General features: G+C 65.8%; 21 protein-coding genes. All 21 read right to left on the minus strand.

What is annotated here, in order from left to right:
* Nucleotides 1–13: 13 nt before the first annotated feature.
* The 21 genes from SCLO_RS15325 to SCLO_RS15430 all read right to left on the minus strand — a co-directional run bounded on the left by SCLO_RS15325 (nucleotide 14) and on the right by SCLO_RS15430 (nucleotide 14,312).
* Nucleotides 14–361, minus strand: a complete 348-nt coding sequence (locus SCLO_RS15325; protein WP_066519749.1) for a GPW/gp25 family protein — start codon at nucleotides 359–361, stop codon at nucleotides 14–16.
* On the minus strand, nucleotides 349–876 hold the full coding sequence (locus SCLO_RS15330; protein WP_231923256.1) for a phage baseplate assembly protein V: 528 nt from the start codon (nucleotides 874–876) through the stop codon (nucleotides 349–351). Before SCLO_RS15330 ends, SCLO_RS15325 begins: the two co-directional genes overlap by 13 nt.
* Before the next feature lie 61 nt (nucleotides 877–937).
* Entirely contained in the window at nucleotides 938–1,219 is a 282-nt protein-coding gene (locus tag SCLO_RS15335; protein ID WP_066519744.1) for a hypothetical protein, read from the minus strand.
* A complete protein-coding gene (locus tag SCLO_RS23450) occupies nucleotides 1,216–1,845 on the minus strand; it encodes a hypothetical protein (protein WP_066519741.1) in 630 nt (209 codons plus the stop codon). The genes SCLO_RS15335 and SCLO_RS23450 overlap by 4 nt, the downstream gene beginning before the upstream one ends.
* Complete coding sequence (locus SCLO_RS15345; protein WP_123905529.1) at nucleotides 1,842–2,501, minus strand: hypothetical protein; 660 nt, start codon at nucleotides 2,499–2,501, stop codon at nucleotides 1,842–1,844. Before SCLO_RS15345 ends, SCLO_RS23450 begins: the two co-directional genes overlap by 4 nt.
* Nucleotides 2,502–2,510: 9 nt before the next feature.
* The gene (locus tag SCLO_RS15350) at nucleotides 2,511–3,326 is read right to left on the minus strand and encodes a hypothetical protein (protein WP_066519737.1); all 816 of its coding nucleotides are present in this window, start codon (nucleotides 3,324–3,326) and stop codon (nucleotides 2,511–2,513) included.
* Complete coding sequence (locus SCLO_RS15355) at nucleotides 3,307–3,504, minus strand: hypothetical protein (RefSeq protein WP_066519729.1); 198 nt, start codon at nucleotides 3,502–3,504, stop codon at nucleotides 3,307–3,309. The genes SCLO_RS15350 and SCLO_RS15355 overlap by 20 nt, the downstream gene beginning before the upstream one ends.
* Nucleotides 3,505–3,519: 15 nt before the next feature.
* Nucleotides 3,520–5,775, minus strand: a complete 2,256-nt coding sequence (locus SCLO_RS15360; protein WP_066519723.1) for a hypothetical protein — start codon at nucleotides 5,773–5,775, stop codon at nucleotides 3,520–3,522.
* Nucleotides 5,775–6,962, minus strand: coding sequence for a phage tail protein I (locus SCLO_RS15365; RefSeq protein ID WP_066519720.1), 1,188 nt, complete (start codon nucleotides 6,960–6,962; stop codon nucleotides 5,775–5,777). Before SCLO_RS15365 ends, SCLO_RS15360 begins: the two co-directional genes overlap by 1 nt.
* Nucleotides 6,959–7,843: a baseplate assembly protein gene (locus SCLO_RS15370; RefSeq protein ID WP_066519718.1), complete on the minus strand. Its 885-nt coding sequence runs from the start codon at nucleotides 7,841–7,843 to the stop codon at nucleotides 6,959–6,961. Before SCLO_RS15370 ends, SCLO_RS15365 begins: the two co-directional genes overlap by 4 nt.
* 86 nt (nucleotides 7,844–7,929) lie before the next feature.
* A complete protein-coding gene (locus tag SCLO_RS15375; RefSeq protein ID WP_066519711.1) occupies nucleotides 7,930–8,607 on the minus strand; it encodes a phage virion morphogenesis protein in 678 nt (225 codons plus the stop codon).
* Nucleotides 8,608–8,616: 9 nt separating this feature from the next.
* Complete coding sequence (locus SCLO_RS15380; protein ID WP_066519708.1) at nucleotides 8,617–9,135, minus strand: phage tail protein; 519 nt, start codon at nucleotides 9,133–9,135, stop codon at nucleotides 8,617–8,619.
* A gap of 126 nt (nucleotides 9,136–9,261) precedes the next feature.
* Nucleotides 9,262–9,660, minus strand: coding sequence for a hypothetical protein (locus SCLO_RS15390; protein WP_066519705.1), 399 nt, complete (start codon nucleotides 9,658–9,660; stop codon nucleotides 9,262–9,264).
* A complete protein-coding gene (locus SCLO_RS15395) occupies nucleotides 9,657–10,109 on the minus strand; it encodes a D-Ala-D-Ala carboxypeptidase family metallohydrolase (RefSeq protein ID WP_066519702.1) in 453 nt (150 codons plus the stop codon). Before SCLO_RS15395 ends, SCLO_RS15390 begins: the two co-directional genes overlap by 4 nt.
* A 5-nt stretch (nucleotides 10,110–10,114) precedes the next feature.
* Entirely contained in the window at nucleotides 10,115–10,447 is a 333-nt protein-coding gene (locus SCLO_RS15400) for a hypothetical protein (RefSeq protein WP_066519700.1), read from the minus strand.
* 3 nt (nucleotides 10,448–10,450) lie between these two features.
* Nucleotides 10,451–10,663, minus strand: coding sequence for a tail protein X (locus SCLO_RS15405; RefSeq protein ID WP_231923257.1), 213 nt, complete (start codon nucleotides 10,661–10,663; stop codon nucleotides 10,451–10,453).
* An 11-nt stretch (nucleotides 10,664–10,674) separates the two neighbouring features.
* Nucleotides 10,675–11,157 (minus strand): head completion/stabilization protein, encoded by a 483-nt coding sequence (locus SCLO_RS15410; protein WP_066519695.1) that lies wholly within the window; start codon nucleotides 11,155–11,157, stop codon nucleotides 10,675–10,677.
* Nucleotides 11,154–11,414 carry a hypothetical protein gene (locus SCLO_RS15415; RefSeq protein ID WP_066519693.1) on the minus strand — a complete coding sequence of 87 codons (261 nt, stop codon included), beginning with the start codon at nucleotides 11,412–11,414 and terminating at the stop codon, nucleotides 11,154–11,156. Before SCLO_RS15415 ends, SCLO_RS15410 begins: the two co-directional genes overlap by 4 nt.
* A gap of 119 nt (nucleotides 11,415–11,533) precedes the next feature.
* Complete coding sequence (gpM, locus tag SCLO_RS15420; protein ID WP_066519691.1) at nucleotides 11,534–12,325, minus strand: phage terminase small subunit; 792 nt, start codon at nucleotides 12,323–12,325, stop codon at nucleotides 11,534–11,536.
* Nucleotides 12,326–12,377: 52 nt separating this feature from the next.
* Nucleotides 12,378–13,430 carry a phage major capsid protein, P2 family gene (locus SCLO_RS15425; RefSeq protein WP_066519689.1) on the minus strand — a complete coding sequence of 351 codons (1,053 nt, stop codon included), beginning with the start codon at nucleotides 13,428–13,430 and terminating at the stop codon, nucleotides 12,378–12,380.
* A 39-nt stretch (nucleotides 13,431–13,469) separates the two neighbouring features.
* The gene (locus tag SCLO_RS15430; protein WP_066519686.1) at nucleotides 13,470–14,312 is read right to left on the minus strand and encodes a GPO family capsid scaffolding protein; all 843 of its coding nucleotides are present in this window, start codon (nucleotides 14,310–14,312) and stop codon (nucleotides 13,470–13,472) included.
* Between the last annotated feature and the right edge of the window lie 10 nt (nucleotides 14,313–14,322).

A 14,322-nucleotide genomic window follows, 5' to 3' on the forward strand; every position in this document is an offset into this window, starting at 1 on the left:
GAAGGCTCCTGCTCTAAAGGGAAAGGGGGATGGCGAGACGGAAAGGCTGGGCGGTGGGCAGGTCGATGCGGTCGCCTTCCGCGATCAGCACCGCGCCGCCCTGCGCCGTGGCGCTGTCGATCGAGACCCGGCGCAGGCGGACGCGGTCTTCCCAGCGGGAAATGGCGAGCGCTGTCGCGGCGTAGAGGCGCAGGACATTGGCCGGGATCAGCGGCCGGTCGATCATTTCGGGCAGCAGCGACCCATAGGTGCGCCGCGCCAGCCGCGACCCGACCGGCGTGGTCAATATATCGTGGATCGACTGGCGGATATCCTCGATCCCGTCGATCGGCGCGCCGTCATGCCGGTTCATTCCGACCATGGCAAAGGCGCTCCATGGCCGTGATGCTTCAGGCTGATATTTTCGGCCCAGACATCGTCGTCGGATTTGATGAGGCCGGTCGCGCGGATCGTCCCTTCCACGCTGACATCGCCCTTGATGCGGATGCCGCCGTCCGCCTCCAGATCGACCGTGCCGCCCTCTGGCAGCGTGGCGCTGAGGCCATGCGCGGCCATGTCGTAGGACAGGCGCGCCCCGTCCTCGAAGGCGATGACCACTTCGTCCGCGCTGTCGGAGGGGGCGGGATTATCGTCGGAATAGAGGCCGGGAAGGATAATTCCGGCCTCCGTGTCGCCTTCCGGGCAGATCAGCAGAACCTGTTCGCCCACGCTGGGCGGGGACCAGATCGTCATGCGACCCGCGCGCACCGCCATCCACGGCAGCGGGCCGGTCACGATGTCGCCGGTCTCCACCGTACAGGTGCGCGCGGCATGATCGACCGATGCGACGGTGCCGATGCGGGCCAGATCGCCCAGCTGCTGTTCGATGTCCGACATGGGCCGGACCATGCAACCGGATCAGGATGCAGGCGCGGGGTGCCTTGTGTAGAGCCGCGCCTTACACAAGCGGCAGTTTTTCTGGCGGCAGTTTTATGGGCGGGGTGAGGTCGGACGGATCGCGATAGGTCCGCTCGCCATCGGAGAAGAAGGCGCGCGCGCAATGGTTCGGCTGAAACCAGAACAGCCCGTCGATGATCCTGACGGCCCAGCGGCCCCACGGCCTGCCGAGCATGGCCGCTTCGAACGACCGGCTGCTGAAGGACTGGTCGCGATTTCCGCCCCAGAAGGCGTTCCAGAACTGCGACCATGCGCCAAGCAGGTTGAACGCCCATCGCCTCATGCCAGCAGTCCTTCCCAATCCACCCCGGCCGCCGCCGATTTCGCGGCGAAGCCGTGCGCCGCCTGCACGGCGCGCTTCGCGCCCATGCGCGCGCCCTCGATCCGCGCGGCGAGCGTCGTCCATTGCGCCGTGGTGGCGGCGATGATGGCGGCGACATCGGCCATCGCCATGCCGCAGGCCGATGCCTCCGCCGACAGGAACGGGAAATCTTCTGTCCGGGGATCGATCGCGGCGACCCACGCGGCCGCCTCGCGGGCTTTGGCGTCATAGGTCTGCGCCTGACCGGGGACGGCGGTGATGAAGCGTTGGCGGAATTCGCCAGCCTCCCGGTCGATGCCCGCCAGAAGGTCCGCCTGATGCGCGGCCAGTTCATCGGCCGACCGCTCGACGATCGCCCATGCTTGCAACCATCTCCCGTCCTGAAGAACCGGCGCGGATTCCTCGACGCGATATTCGGCATCGCATGCGGGCGGATCGACAGGATCGATGATCGCCGCACCGAAGTCCGACAGGTCGATGTCCGCCAGATCGTCGGGGAAGCTGGTGCCGGGATGGTCGGCGCGCAACTGCCAGGCGAAATAGGGATAGGCGGCGATCGCGCCGTTTTCGATCTTTGCGAGGATCATGACAGAGCTTTCAGGTAGAGGAGAGAGGCTGCTTGTGTCGCCGTTTCACTCGACAGGAAGGTGCGGGCGCCTGATGCCCCTGCGCCCCGCTTTTCGCAGAAAATGGACAGCGACGGTCCGAGGTTTTCATTCGTGTTGGGCGCGCCGCTTGCGATCAGTTCCATCCCCGCCGGGGGAGAATGGGTAGTGACGCGCCGGATCGACCCTGCAAAGCCGATGAGATAGCCCGGATCGGACATGGGCAGCGATCCGGTCGTGAGGGAATTGACGTTCACGCCGGTCGCGAAGGCGGTTCCGTTGATATATCCTGCGTTTCGGAAACAAAGGATAATGACGCCAATGGTGCGAGCGGTTGAGAATGAGAAAGTATATGTCGCAGGTTCGGAAGCGGTCGCCGTCTTCCAAAAATTGAAGGGATATGGCGTGGCATTATTGCCGCTGTAGGAGAACCACCCGGCGGGCGGCGTGTATGACCCGGAGGATCCGTTCAGCAGGAGATATGCGACAAGCTGATCGCCGGGTTGCATATTCGCCGGGCGCGGCGCGACTACCGATGTCGCCGCAGTGCTGTTGGTGTCCCCCCATGACGACGAAATAAACCCTACCGCTGTTGCCCCAGCCGCCCCCATGAGCATCGTGCGCGTGATCTCATCCATGGCCGACCCTCAGCTATTATAATTGGGCAGGGCCGCGCCGCGCCATGTCGCGCCGCCGTCATCCGTGTGGAACACGAACAGATGGACCTTGCCGGTCGTCAGGCTGGGCGCTGTTCCGTTCGGCCATTGGACCCCGGCAAACCATGTCACGGTGCCGGACGTGTGCGTCAGCTCCAGCGTGAAGCCATAGGAGCGCGAAACGGGGGCGTTCGCCACGGTGAAGGTCGCATTTCCGGCGATCGTCTTGGTGAAATAATTCCCGGCCGCGCAGTCGATGGCGAGGGCGTCCAGCGCGGTCACATTGCCCCGCTGCGATCCGTTCGCGTAGATCGCGCCGGTCAGGATGGGATCGGTGGCGGAGGCTTTCGTCGCCAGCGCCGCCGCCGTGTCGGCGGCGGACGCCCTGGCGTCGAGCGCGCCTTGCAGGCCCTCCACATCGGCGATGGCGTGACCGTGGCCGGTGGCCGATTTGCCAGCGAGCGCGGCCGCCAGTAGCGCGACATCCTCCGCAGCGGCGAAGCGCCCGTCCACATCGGCCAGCACGATCGCCGCGACGGCCGCCGCGAAGCCATCGTCCTGCCAACGCTCCTGAATGGCGGTCAGGTTCGACTGGATCGCCTCGACCTGCTGATAGGCCGGGATCAGCACTTCGCTCATCCGGTCGAGGATCAGGCGGCGCAGCTGCTCCACGGCGGACGTGAATTCAGGCTGGCTCGATTCCAGCGCGCGGATGCGGGCGACGAGGTAGCTCATCGCCCGGTTCATCCGGTCCGGCGTCCCGGCCCTGTCCTTGTCGAAATCGAGTTCAGAGGGCAGGCTGGGCATCGTCGACCGCCTCCGCTTCCTCCAGCCGCGCGCGCAGGATGGCGTTCACCCTGATCCGCATCCCGCGCCGGAACTGCGGCCCCAGCAGGTCGGGCGGCACGTGGCGCAGCGTCACCATGGTGTCACCGTCCTCCGCGATGGGGGCGGGCTTGCGGGCGCGTGTCGTCTTGCCGGTCATCGGCCTTCCTTTCGGTTAGAGGGCGAAATCCTTGCGCGCGGCGACGTGAAAGCCGCGCAGCACATTGTCGGTCGTTCCCGACAATTTGATGCGGTAGCTCGCGACGGCCGCGCCCAGCGTGAAGGTCCACGTCCGCTCGATCGCGCCATCTTCGGTCGGAGCATCGACCGTGGCGGACGGCGCGGTTTCGGTGGCATAGCCCCCGCCGGTGCGCAGATGGCAGGCGGCGCTGTGATGCGCGGTATCGAATCCTTCCAGCCGCGCCGTCACATGGATGCTGGTCGAGGTGCCCGGCAGGTTCCGAATGGCGGAAAAATGGGTGAAGGCCGTTTTCGGCCGCGACACCTTCACCTGCGAATCGGTCAGGCTGACGGCGGGCATCACGTCCGTGGTGCCGCTGAACACCGCGCGGAAGGGCAACAGCGGCGGAATGGCGCCGCCCGCGCCCAGCGCCAGTTCCTCCGCGCTGGCCAGCGGATGCCAGGCCCCGCCGATCTGCACTTCATAGGTCAGCTGCGCCGCGCCGGGAACGATCGTGGGGGCCAGCACGTCGATATCGACGATGCCGCCGTTCAACTGGATCGGGCTGAGGTCGATGACGGTGCGCGGCGATTCAAACTCGGCCGCATAGAGCGAGAAGGCGATGTCCTTCGTCCCGTCGCCCTGCTGATAAGCGCCGTCCAGCACATAGAACATCGTGCCCTGCGGATAGACGCTGCCCTGCACCGTGCCGATCCAGTGATCCGCCGCCGTCAGGATGACGATGGCATAGCGGACGCCGCCGGTCAGGAAGGTCGGCTGCAACGGGATGACGGTTTCCTCATTGAGCTTCAGCGCGGCGCGGTCGACGGTCGCGCGGGCAATGACCTTGTCGAGCAGCGGCGCGCCCCGGTCGGTTTCGCAGATCGCGACGGTGACCGCGCCGTCAGCCGCAAGGCGCGTGAAATTGAGGCCCACGGCATCGAGCCACATATCGTTGGCCTGAAGGAAGGTTTCCGCCGCCTGCGTCCCGTTGACGCTATGTTCGGTGGTGACGTCTTCCCAATAGCTTTCCTCATAGCTGTCGACCCAGCAATAAGGCGCGCGCACATAATGGTGCCACAGGCGCGACAGGCCGATGCTGCCGGGGAAGGCTGGCCAGACTTCCCCTTCGCGGCCGAAGATCAGCGCCGTGGTGTCGAACAGGCCCGATTTCCACCATGCGATGGACGAACTGACCAGCCGCGTCCCGCCATATCGGACGCGGCTGCGGCTGACCGTCTTCTGCACCATTTCATGGGTGGCGTAGCTGAACGAGGACAGCTGGGTTTCGCCGGTCGCGCGGCCGACGGCGAACCGCTTCACCCGCTTATAGGCGGGCAGCAGCATCCCGCCCACCACCTTGGCGCGGGGATTCAAGGGATCGAACACCTGCAAGGGCGCGATCCCGGCCGCGTCGTCGGCGAAGCGAAGCCCTTCGTCCAGCTTCACCGACGATCCGGCAAAGGCGAGGTCCGACGCGGACGCGTCAAGGAAGAAGTCGGCCGCCGAATCGAGCGCGTTGCCGGGGATGTCCATCTTCTTTTCCATGACCGCGAGGCGGCCCAGCATCCGCCCGTACATGTCGAGGCTGACGACGCCCGACTGTCCCTTGGTCAGCGCGGCGATGTCGGAGGCGAGCGAAGCCACCTGCGGTTCGACGCGGGCGCGGAAGGTTTCGAGCGCGGCCGATCGCAGGGCGACGGCCTGAACGCTGTCGAGCCGGTTCGCCGTCATCATGGTGACGGACTGGATGCCGACGGGCGTCAGGACGATGCGCGCCACTTCCAGCACGGCGGCGTCGAGGATGGGCGGCAGCGGATCGGCATTTTCCTGACCCGACGCGACATTGACGATGCACAGGCGCGCCGTCTCCATCGCCAGCGCGCGCGCCTCCGACGATCCGGTTTCGACATCGAGCAGGATTTCACGCGGCCGCACATCGGTTTCGACCTGGTCGCCATAGATGACAAGGCTGACGATCTTCTTGGTGGCGACGGGGAGCGAGGTGGTGAAATCCTTCACGAACGCCGTATCGCGCTTGTAGGCGCGCCCGCCCACATAGAGGCGGCCCGGTTGGACGGTCAGTTCCGCCACCCCGGTCGCGACCGCGTCGAAGCCCGCATATTTGCGTTCGGCGGCGATGCCGTCCGCCACGATGTCATCCATGGATGCCTGCGCGAACGCCTGCATAGTGTTCAGATCGGCATGGCTGAGGTCCATGCGATCGTAAAAATTCACGCGGCGCTGCATTAGACGATCTCCCTATTTTCTCCGAAAGTGAATTCCCCGAACTTCAGGCCCGCGCCGAACCGGACGGGCGCGCGGGTGGCCGTGTCGATCAGGATGGTGTCGCGCAGGGCCTTCGAAACGCGGACGGCTTCCATGGCGCGATGAAGCGGGGCGAGGTCCGCCGCCATGACATGCCCTTGCCCCAGCCAGCGGGCCGCGCGCTGGCGCGGGCGGCGCATCGGGACGCGGACCTTGAGTTCCGCGCTGTAGGGCGACATGCCGAGACGAGAAACGCCATACCAGCTGCGCGCCTTGCGCATGGCGGGCGCGCGGTCGGGCGCGTGGAGATAGACGCAATCGAACAGCATCAATGGGCCGTGGGATTGCGCCAGATACCCCCCGAAGCGTCCGCCAAAGGCAAGGGAACGCGGCGCGAAGCGCCCTTCCGAGACGCGCAGCGGACGGATGTCGATCGGCTCCATCCCCGCAGGCGCCGCGAAATCCGGCGCGGCATCGTCCAGGCGGAGCGTCACGACCTGCCGCGCGGCCATGCTGGCCTGAAGCCATGCCGCCCCGACGAAGCGGCCGCGCCGCGCATGGCGCTTCAGGAAGATGCGCGACACCAGCCCATCGTCCAGCCGCTCGATGCGAACCGGCACGTCGACGCCGCCATCGTGAAAGGCCGCGCGCTCGCCCAGCAGGACAGCCCCGCGCGATGGCCGGAGCCAGCCCGCATCGAGCCATCCGCCACGGCGCGCCATATAGAACCGGCGATCGGCCGTGGAAGGGAGGCGAAAGGGATAAATCCTGATCTGGGGCAGGCGCGCGCGCCATGCCGCGAGTTCCTTGGCGGTCAGCGCGCCATGCAGCCAGCTTTTCGCGGGCGGCCGCGTCACGCGCAGAAGGTCCGCGTCGACCAGCTCCAGATGCGCGCGGATGCCCGCGACCGTGGTTTTCAGGCGATGCAGGCGCAGGGCGTTGCGGCACACTTCCCGCTTGCGGCTTTCGCTCCAGCCATCCTGCCAGATATCCACGGACAATTGCCACGCCAGATGCCCCAGCATCGGCAGCGGGCAGAGGTCCGCATTCCAGAAATGCGCGATCTCGTCGGCCGACAGCCGGGAAAAGGGCAAGGCGGCGGCCGCCGCCATCGCCCGTTCAAAGGCCGTGCTGCCGACCGGCAAAAGAAGATCGCGCGCCGCGCTCATCCGCCGATAACCTGCACGTCGACGGTCAGATCGCGCAGCCATGCCGCGCCATAGGGACCGGGATCGATGTCGGCCGACCCGATGCCGACATGCTCGACCCCGCCGACCGAAGCGGCGGAACTGAGCATCTGCGCGAAAACGACCGCCCCCACGCGATGACGCAGCGCGGCATAGCGGCGCACCGCTTCTTCGGCCGCCACGCGCAACAGCGACTGGTCGGGACCGGGGCGGACATGCAGGGTCAGCGCGATGTCATAGGGCAGGATCTGGGCGGCCCGGATCGTGACGATGTCCGTCAGCTGCACCGCGTCTTCCTCCAGAAAGGATCGCGTCACCAGCTGCACGATGTCCGGCGGCACCGTGCCGTCGCCCTCGCGGCCGAGCAGGACCACGTCCACCCGCCCGCCCTCGCGCTTGATCGTCGCGACATCCTTGATCGCGGGCGAGAGCCGCAGAGCGCGCGAGCGATAGCCCGCGCCGGTGATGCCCGCATAAGGCAGTTCTTCGGGCGCAAGCTGGATGCGGGCGCGGAAGCTGTCGTCATCTTCCAGCACTTCCGGTTCAAGGTCCGTCGCGGGCCGGATCAACAGGCGATCCACGCCATAGAAGGCCGCCAGATGATCCAGATCGGCATCATGGCCGAAGGCGAGCATGATCGACCGGCCGACATCGTTGAAGCGCTGGCGCAGCAGCATTTCGCGATAGGCGAAAATCTCCAGCAGCTTCATCGCGGGCGAGCTTTCGCGCGGCGCGAAACCGGGCATCCTGTCCTTCGCCTCCGCGATCAGGTCGGCAAGGATCGCCTCATAATCCAGCGTCTCCACGAAGGCGGGAGGCGGCAGCTTGGACAGGTCGAGCGCGGCGGAGGAAGTAAGGGCCATGGCGCGCGATGGTCTGCACGGCGGGACCGGACGTGCCATTGCCCGCTTGTGTAAGGCGCGGCTCTACACAAGCCCTTGCCCGGCCGTCAGTCCAGATCGTCGGCCAGATGCAGATAGAGCATGTCCAGCATCCGTTCGCGATCGGCGGCGGTATCGCCCAGCAGTTCGCGGACGGGATAGCGAACGGCGGCGGCGCGGACGGACGGCTTGTCGCGCAGGCCGAAATGATGGGTGCTGGCGATCTGGGACACCTTGCCGGAAAATCCGACCCAGAAGCCCTGATCCTCGACGCCGCTGCGCAGATAGCGGGCGCTGGCGAGGCGGCGGAACATGGCGCGCCGCTTGACGCCGCCCCGCCGCCGCAGCCGTCCCGCGTTCGCATTGCGATATTGGGCAGGGACAGGAAGCCATTTGACCACCTTGTCGAATTCGAACGAACGGATGCCGCCCGCCTCGATGTCGAAGCCGGTCATCATCCGGCCCGTCGCCCATGTGAAGCTCTTCATGATGACGCGGCGCGGCGCGCCTCCGCCGCCTGAAGGGTAGAGGAAGCAGGCCGCGCCCCGTCCCGACACCGGCGGCTGTTTCGCCTTGCGCGGGGCGAAGGCCGATCCGTCCGGTTGCCGCTGCGCCGCGATGCGCTGGCGCTGGCTGGCCGCCAGTTCGCGGGCCATGCGGCGCATCAGGGACCGGCGCTGACCCGGCGACAGGTCGCGCAGCAGCGCGCCCGCTATCCGTTCGACTTCTTCCAGTTCGTTCGTCATGCGCGGGGATCAGGCATCGGGCGGTATGGCGTCCGTCAGGACGGCATGGGGATCGCGGCTCTCCACAAGGCGCTCGATGTTGCCGAAGCCCTGAAGGAAGCGGGCGTCGACGCCTTCGAAACGGTCCGCCAGATCGGGTTCGGGCGGATGCTCCAGATCATAGCCGCTGCCGTCGCCCCGGATTTTGACCAATACCCGTTCGGTAAGATCGATCGACAGCAACAGGTCGCATTTGTCGCCGTCGAGCAGATCGGGTTCGAAGGTGAAGGGCGCTCCGTCCTCACGATCGAGGAGGAGCGGCTGTTCCTTCTCGATCCATGCCAGCACCGGCACCATGACATGATCGGGATCGCCCGCGAAATCCCACAGGCCGACCTTTGCCGTATAGCCGTAGAGGAAAGAGAGCGAGCGCGACTGTTTCGACAGGACGCGCCCCTCTTCGGCCCAGATTTCCAGCAGATCGGGGTGCTTCGCATAATCGGGCAGGCATTGCGTGAGCCATGCGCGCAGGGATCGCAGCTTGCGCATCAACGCGATCCGCAGGCCATCCGGGCCTGACGCTGCAACTCGATCAACGTCGCGCGGATCTGGCCCGCCACGTCATAAAGGTCCGTCAGGCTGCCGTGGCATTGCGCGCCGGTCATGTCGCCGGCCTCAGTCCTCCGGACGTTCGGCAATCGGGCGGGTGTCGCCAGCAAGCCCCCAGATATCGTCGCTGTTGGCGGTGGCGGCGGCGCGGTCGAGCAGGCCGACGCCGTCAGCATCGACGCACAGATTGCGATAGACCGGGCGTTCAATGACCTTCTGGCTTTCATGGCGGATTTCCCTGACCGCGCCCTGACGGGCAAATTCATTCTCCGCAAACCGCTCCGACGATGCGTCGATCCGGGCTTGCAGCTTTTTGCGTTCGGCCTCGGCCGCGTCATTGGCGCGCTTCTGCGCCGCCTGTTCCTGCGCCGCGCCGACGCTGACGCCTTGGAAATAGCCGCCGATGCCCGCCACGCAGGCCGCGAGCGCGCCCGCAAGGGCGAGTTGGGGCAGGCCGATGGTCATGGCAGAAGCCCCCTGAAATAGGTGCGGCGCGAATAGGTCAGCACGTCCTTGCGCAGGCGGCCTTCCCGGTAGCTGACATGAATCCAGCCGCTGTTGGGCTGGCCCCGGACGTAGTTTTCCAGAATGAGCTGGTCGAATGCCAGGCGGTCGCGGATGAAGGTGGCGACCGACACATTGTCGATGCCGGGAATTTCCAAGTCTGCGGCTTCGCCCTGCGCGTGCTGACTGGCCGAGGATGAACCGACCGCCAGACATAGCTTGACGGACCGAAAGCCGGAGGTGACGCGGATCGGCCTGCCGAAATGGGCGCGCAGCGGCTCCAGCACTTTCGCGCAAAGCAGCTGCATCGCGGCGATCGAGCGGGCACCGGGCGTGTTGTCGATCCGCTGGGCCGTGGCGGTCGCGGACGCGGTGAATTCAGCCAGGCTGAAATGGGGCGAAAGCTGCATGGCGATCAGTCCTTTTCGGGCAGGAAGCGGTCGGCGATGCGCCCCGGCACGCTGGTCAGCGTGTCGATGACGGCGCGAGCGATGCGTGGCGTGGCGTCGAAGGCGAGAAGGGCGATGCCGAAGGCGATGGACTGCGCGACGAAATCGCCCCAGCCCGTGGCCGAGACGATCGCGCGCGTGGCGTAGAAACTGACGGTCGATCCCACCACCCATTGCAGGAAGCGCTGGCGCCATGGCAGCGCGGGTTTCCATGCCTGCGCGACGGCCGAACCGATCAGCGACGGCGAAAGCGAACCGGCGATGTCGGCGGCGTTCTGAAGAAAGGTGCGAAGGTCCATGGATCAGTCCCAGAGTTGGATGAGGGGCAGCGTCCTGGGGGCGGACGCATTGATGGCGGCGGGAACGAGGATGACGGTGCCCAGCGGCAACACCGGGCCGTGGCGCGACAGGCCGGGATTGGCTTCCAGAACGCGGCCGACATGCAACGGCCCAAGCCCCGCGTCGCGGAACAGCAGCAGTTCGATGGTGTCGCCCTGCTTGGCCATCAATGTCATCGCGGCGGCCATCAGATCAGGTCAACCGTGGTGCGGGTGCGGCCCAGCATGTCGCGGATCGCATGCTGGGCATCGCGGCGAAGATCGCCGATCGACTGTTCCAGTTCGTCGGACTGGTTGACCCCGGCGGCCGTCAGGTCGAAATCGCGGTGACGCTCGATCAGTTCGGCCTTGGCGAACAACGCGATGGCGCGCCGGTAGCGGATGACCTGAACGCTCTCTCCGTCCAGATCCGGGGCGGGCACATTCGCCAGCTTGTCATGACCCTCCGCGATGGCATCGATCGCGAAGGCGCGCAGATCGATTTCCACGCGCATGATCGCGCCGATGATCGCGGCGCGCAGGCGCGCGGGCGTGATGCTGGTCGAAATGCGCGCGTCATCCCGCACCCGCGCCGGGTCGATGTCGGGGAAGAAACCGTCATTGACGACGACCGTTTCCGCTGGCGGCGGCTCGGACGCGGCAGAGGGCGGGAGAGCCACGAAGCTGCTCATGACAGGAGCAGCCGCGCGAGGAAGACCAGACAGGCGAAGGTGGCGAAAGCCCAGAAGGCGACCGCGGCGATCTCGAAGATCATCAGCAGGGGCAGGACGATCCGCAAGTCCTTGCGATGACGAAAGCGCGGCGGCACCGCGTCGGCGAGCATGTGCGGAAGCCGGACCACGTTCCCAATCCGGTCGAAACAGAACATGGCGGACAACAGCGCGCACATGGCGACGGTGGCGATCAGCGCGAGAGGGGCATGGGGCATGATTTCCTCCTGTGTCGGCCCCCGGTTTACGTGGGTGGGGATCGGGTCAGAGGACGGCCCTTCGGCCCGAAGGCCTCCCGCCTCGCGCGATCCGCCCACGAGCGCCGGGGGCGAGCGTGTCAGGCGGCGGTATCGCCGCCCTGTTCGGTTGCGGGCGCGGCGGCGGCGCAGGCCGCCAGCAGCTTTTCCGCCCGCTTGATGCGATCCTTGACGCCCACGCGGTCATTCAGCCGATGGGCTTCGCGCAGGGCGGTCAGGGCGAGATTCAGTGCCGTGGGCGCTTCCTGCGCATCCGCATCTTCCGCGCGAAGCAGCAATTCGATGCCCAGCGCCTTCATCAGCTTGGCGCGGGCCTCGTCATGCATATCGACCGTTTCGGTCAGGTCATCGACCCGCGACAGGATAGCGAGGTCAAAGGCTTCGCCTGCATTCTGCGCCTTGATGGCCGCGTCCGCGATCTCCTCGACCAGCACGGTCGCGACATCGCGATTGTAGCGCGATGGCATCGGCACATCATGGCGCATCAGGAAATCGGCGATCCGAAGCGCGGCGTCATAATCGCCCACGTCGATCAGCCAGACCATGACGGTCGGCGCGACTTCGGCCGCCGTGCCGGTGCCGACGCCCTGATCGGCTTCCAGCAGGCCGAGCAGCCAATCGCGATATTCGGGCAGCATCTGCCGCTTGGCATCCACCTTCATGTCGATGGACTTGATTTCCTTCAGGCGGCGAAGATCGTGCGTCAGGCGCAGGCCGATCTGGGCGGCCGCGCGCTGCTCCGGCGTGGCGTTGGTCGCCCCCGCCGCCGGGGGAAAATCGGCGGCGGGGACGTGTTCCGCTCCACCTTCGGGAGCGGACGCGACGGATTTGGCGGCGAGAACGCGTTCCCGGTGCTGGCGAGCGAGGCTCATGTGCGTGTCCTGTCAGATGGAGGGGATGGAAGAGCGATGGAGCCGAGCCGGATCAGTCCGGCTTCGGCCCCATCACGATGTTTTCGACCAGCGCGCACTTGCCATAGTCTTCGACGACGAAGGCCTCATTGACGCTTTCATAGTTCGCGATCTGCGTCAGTTCCGGCTCATCCTTCACGTAGCGACGGCGCGATTCCTCCTGTTCGTAGATCGCCAGATTCTTGTAGCTGGTGATCAGCAAGGTGGCGGTCGGGAAGTCGGGGACGCGCTCGGCATAAAGCCCGCCGACCTGATTGCCCGCGCGCAGGATGGTATCACGCGCGACGATTTCCGTTGCCGTATTGGCGGCCGCGTTGATGATCGGCATATATTTGTCGCTGACCAGGTTGCGACCGATCATGACGACGAGGTCATCGGCGTCCTGATGCCATTCATCGAGCAACGAACTGGCGACATCCTTCACAAGGGCGTCGAGGTTCACATAGTCGCGCTTGGCGACGGTGGGCGTGTCGGACACATAGATGGCCTTTCCCGCTGCCGTCAGCGCGCCATCGTCCAGCACACGTTCGGGCGCGAAGGTCCGAATCTTGTGCAACCAGCCCTTGTTCACGTCCTGAAGGCGCGGGTTCGCAACGCGGTCAGTCGTCGACGCTACGGACGTGCCGTGGAACCCGATGGTGATGCGGTCGAGGCCCTGACGCTTCACGATGACATCGCGCACCAGCGTCTGGAATTCAGGCTTGTGCCGCCATGCGTCGAGTCGTTCCCATGCCAGGGCATGGTCATAGAAAGTCTGTTCGCAGCGATAGGTGCCGCCATCGCTGGTGTCGGTCGGATCGGTGGGCGCGCGCGCCGTTCCGCCGCGCGTATTGACCCGACCCGCGAGGGGCCGCGTAACGCCTACGCCGACCTTCTGGCCTTCCTGATTGGGGACGGTCTCGAAGGCGATTTTGCTGAGGAAGGCGCTGGATTTCTGGATCAGTTCATTCAACCGCTGCTGGATAGTGGGGGCGACCGAGAAGGATTCGCCTGCGTTTTCGACGCCGTTCAGGCGGGCCAGCTGGGCCATGTAGCGGTTGAACTGGATGCGGGTTTCACGAAGCATGGATTTCTCCGGGGCGTGGGGGAGATGGAAGGGCGGCGATCAGCAGTCAGTCTGGACGGATGCGCCCGCTCCGGTCGCGGTCGAGCGGGAAAAGCTGCCCTGTTCGGAATGGGCCAGCTTCGTTTCCAGCCTCTCGAACCGGGCGTCGAGCGTGTCCATCCGATCGAAGGCGGGCTTCATCGCGGCCGTGACCTGTTCGGCCATGACCGTCGCGAAACGGGCAACGTCGAAACTGTTGTCATTGGCGGGCGGCGGTGCCTGCTGAGGTTCTTCCTTGGGCTTGTCATTGCCCTTGAGAAGGCTGGCGAAGGCGCTGAGGAAGCCGGACTTCGTGCCTTCCGCGATGGCGGCGGCATCCATCTTCTCGACCTCCAGCACGATTTCCGTCTCGATAGCGGCGGAAAACAGGTTGTTGGGATGCTGCTTGCGCGCGTCGAACATGGGTTTCAGCCCGGAGAAGCTGAGGGCTTCGGTCCCCAAGGATGCGGGATTGTCCGTCACCGCCAGACCGATCAGTCCGACCTTGCCGGTGCCGCCAAAATCAGGCGTGATCTCGACAGAGGTGAATAGCTTCTGGTCTGCCTTGTTGATCTTGAGCAGCTGTTCGTTCGGATCGATCTGGGCATAAAGCGCGCGTCGGCGCTGCTTCTGGCCGTCAATTTCGAGTTCGTCGGTCTGGGCCTTCACGGCCGTCACGCTGCCATAGGCGTTGAACGGCGGTTCCGGGCTGAAGCCCTTGATATGCTCGCAGCTGATGCGGGGCGTGTAGGTGGCGGGATTGAAATTCGCCACGATTTCATCGATCCACGCGGCCTCGATCTTGCGGCCGTCGCTCGCGGTGAAGCCTTCAACGAAGACGCGGAAAAACTTGCTCTTGGCCATGGCGCGGGTC

Source organism: Sphingobium cloacae (genome assembly GCF_002355855.1).
Classification (GTDB): domain Bacteria; phylum Pseudomonadota; class Alphaproteobacteria; order Sphingomonadales; family Sphingomonadaceae; genus Sphingobium; species Sphingobium cloacae.

Bases quoted from the DNA above. Each gene is read 5' to 3' on its own strand.
- SCLO_RS15355 (WP_066519729.1), bottom strand. From the start codon at position 3,504: ATGACCGGCAAGACGACACGCGCCCGCAAGCCCGCCCCCATCGCGGAG.
- SCLO_RS15375 (WP_066519711.1), bottom strand. From the start codon at position 8,607: ATGACGAACGAACTGGAAGAAGTCGAACGGATAGCGGGCGCGCTGCTG.
- SCLO_RS15425 (WP_066519689.1), bottom strand. From the start codon at position 13,430: ATGCTTCGTGAAACCCGCATCCAGTTCAACCGCTACATGGCCCAGCTG.
- SCLO_RS15405 (WP_231923257.1), bottom strand. From the start codon at position 10,663: ATGACATTGATGGCCAAGCAGGGCGACACCATCGAACTGCTGCTGTTC.
- SCLO_RS15430 (WP_066519686.1), bottom strand. From the start codon at position 14,312: ATGGCCAAGAGCAAGTTTTTCCGCGTCTTCGTTGAAGGCTTCACCGCG.
- SCLO_RS15350 (WP_066519737.1), bottom strand. From the start codon at position 3,326: ATGCCCAGCCTGCCCTCTGAACTCGATTTCGACAAGGACAGGGCCGGG.
- SCLO_RS15395 (WP_066519702.1), bottom strand. From the start codon at position 10,109: ATGCAGCTTTCGCCCCATTTCAGCCTGGCTGAATTCACCGCGTCCGCG.
- SCLO_RS15330 (WP_231923256.1), bottom strand. From the start codon at position 876: ATGTCGGACATCGAACAGCAGCTGGGCGATCTGGCCCGCATCGGCACC.
- SCLO_RS15415 (WP_066519693.1), bottom strand. From the start codon at position 11,414: ATGCCCCATGCCCCTCTCGCGCTGATCGCCACCGTCGCCATGTGCGCG.
- SCLO_RS15345 (WP_123905529.1), bottom strand. From the start codon at position 2,501: ATGGATGAGATCACGCGCACGATGCTCATGGGGGCGGCTGGGGCAACA.
- SCLO_RS15325 (WP_066519749.1), bottom strand. From the start codon at position 361: ATGGTCGGAATGAACCGGCATGACGGCGCGCCGATCGACGGGATCGAG.
- SCLO_RS15370 (WP_066519718.1), bottom strand. From the start codon at position 7,843: ATGGCCCTTACTTCCTCCGCCGCGCTCGACCTGTCCAAGCTGCCGCCT.
- SCLO_RS15400 (WP_066519700.1), bottom strand. From the start codon at position 10,447: ATGGACCTTCGCACCTTTCTTCAGAACGCCGCCGACATCGCCGGTTCG.
- SCLO_RS23450 (WP_066519741.1), bottom strand. From the start codon at position 1,845: ATGATCCTCGCAAAGATCGAAAACGGCGCGATCGCCGCCTATCCCTAT.
- SCLO_RS15335 (WP_066519744.1), bottom strand. From the start codon at position 1,219: ATGAGGCGATGGGCGTTCAACCTGCTTGGCGCATGGTCGCAGTTCTGG.
- SCLO_RS15360 (WP_066519723.1), bottom strand. From the start codon at position 5,775: ATGCAGCGCCGCGTGAATTTTTACGATCGCATGGACCTCAGCCATGCC.
- SCLO_RS15390 (WP_066519705.1), bottom strand. From the start codon at position 9,660: ATGACCATCGGCCTGCCCCAACTCGCCCTTGCGGGCGCGCTCGCGGCC.
- SCLO_RS15380 (WP_066519708.1), bottom strand. From the start codon at position 9,135: ATGCGCAAGCTGCGATCCCTGCGCGCATGGCTCACGCAATGCCTGCCC.
- SCLO_RS15410 (WP_066519695.1), bottom strand. From the start codon at position 11,157: ATGAGCAGCTTCGTGGCTCTCCCGCCCTCTGCCGCGTCCGAGCCGCCG.
- gpM (WP_066519691.1), bottom strand. From the start codon at position 12,325: ATGAGCCTCGCTCGCCAGCACCGGGAACGCGTTCTCGCCGCCAAATCC.
- SCLO_RS15365 (WP_066519720.1), bottom strand. From the start codon at position 6,962: ATGAGCGCGGCGCGCGATCTTCTTTTGCCGGTCGGCAGCACGGCCTTT.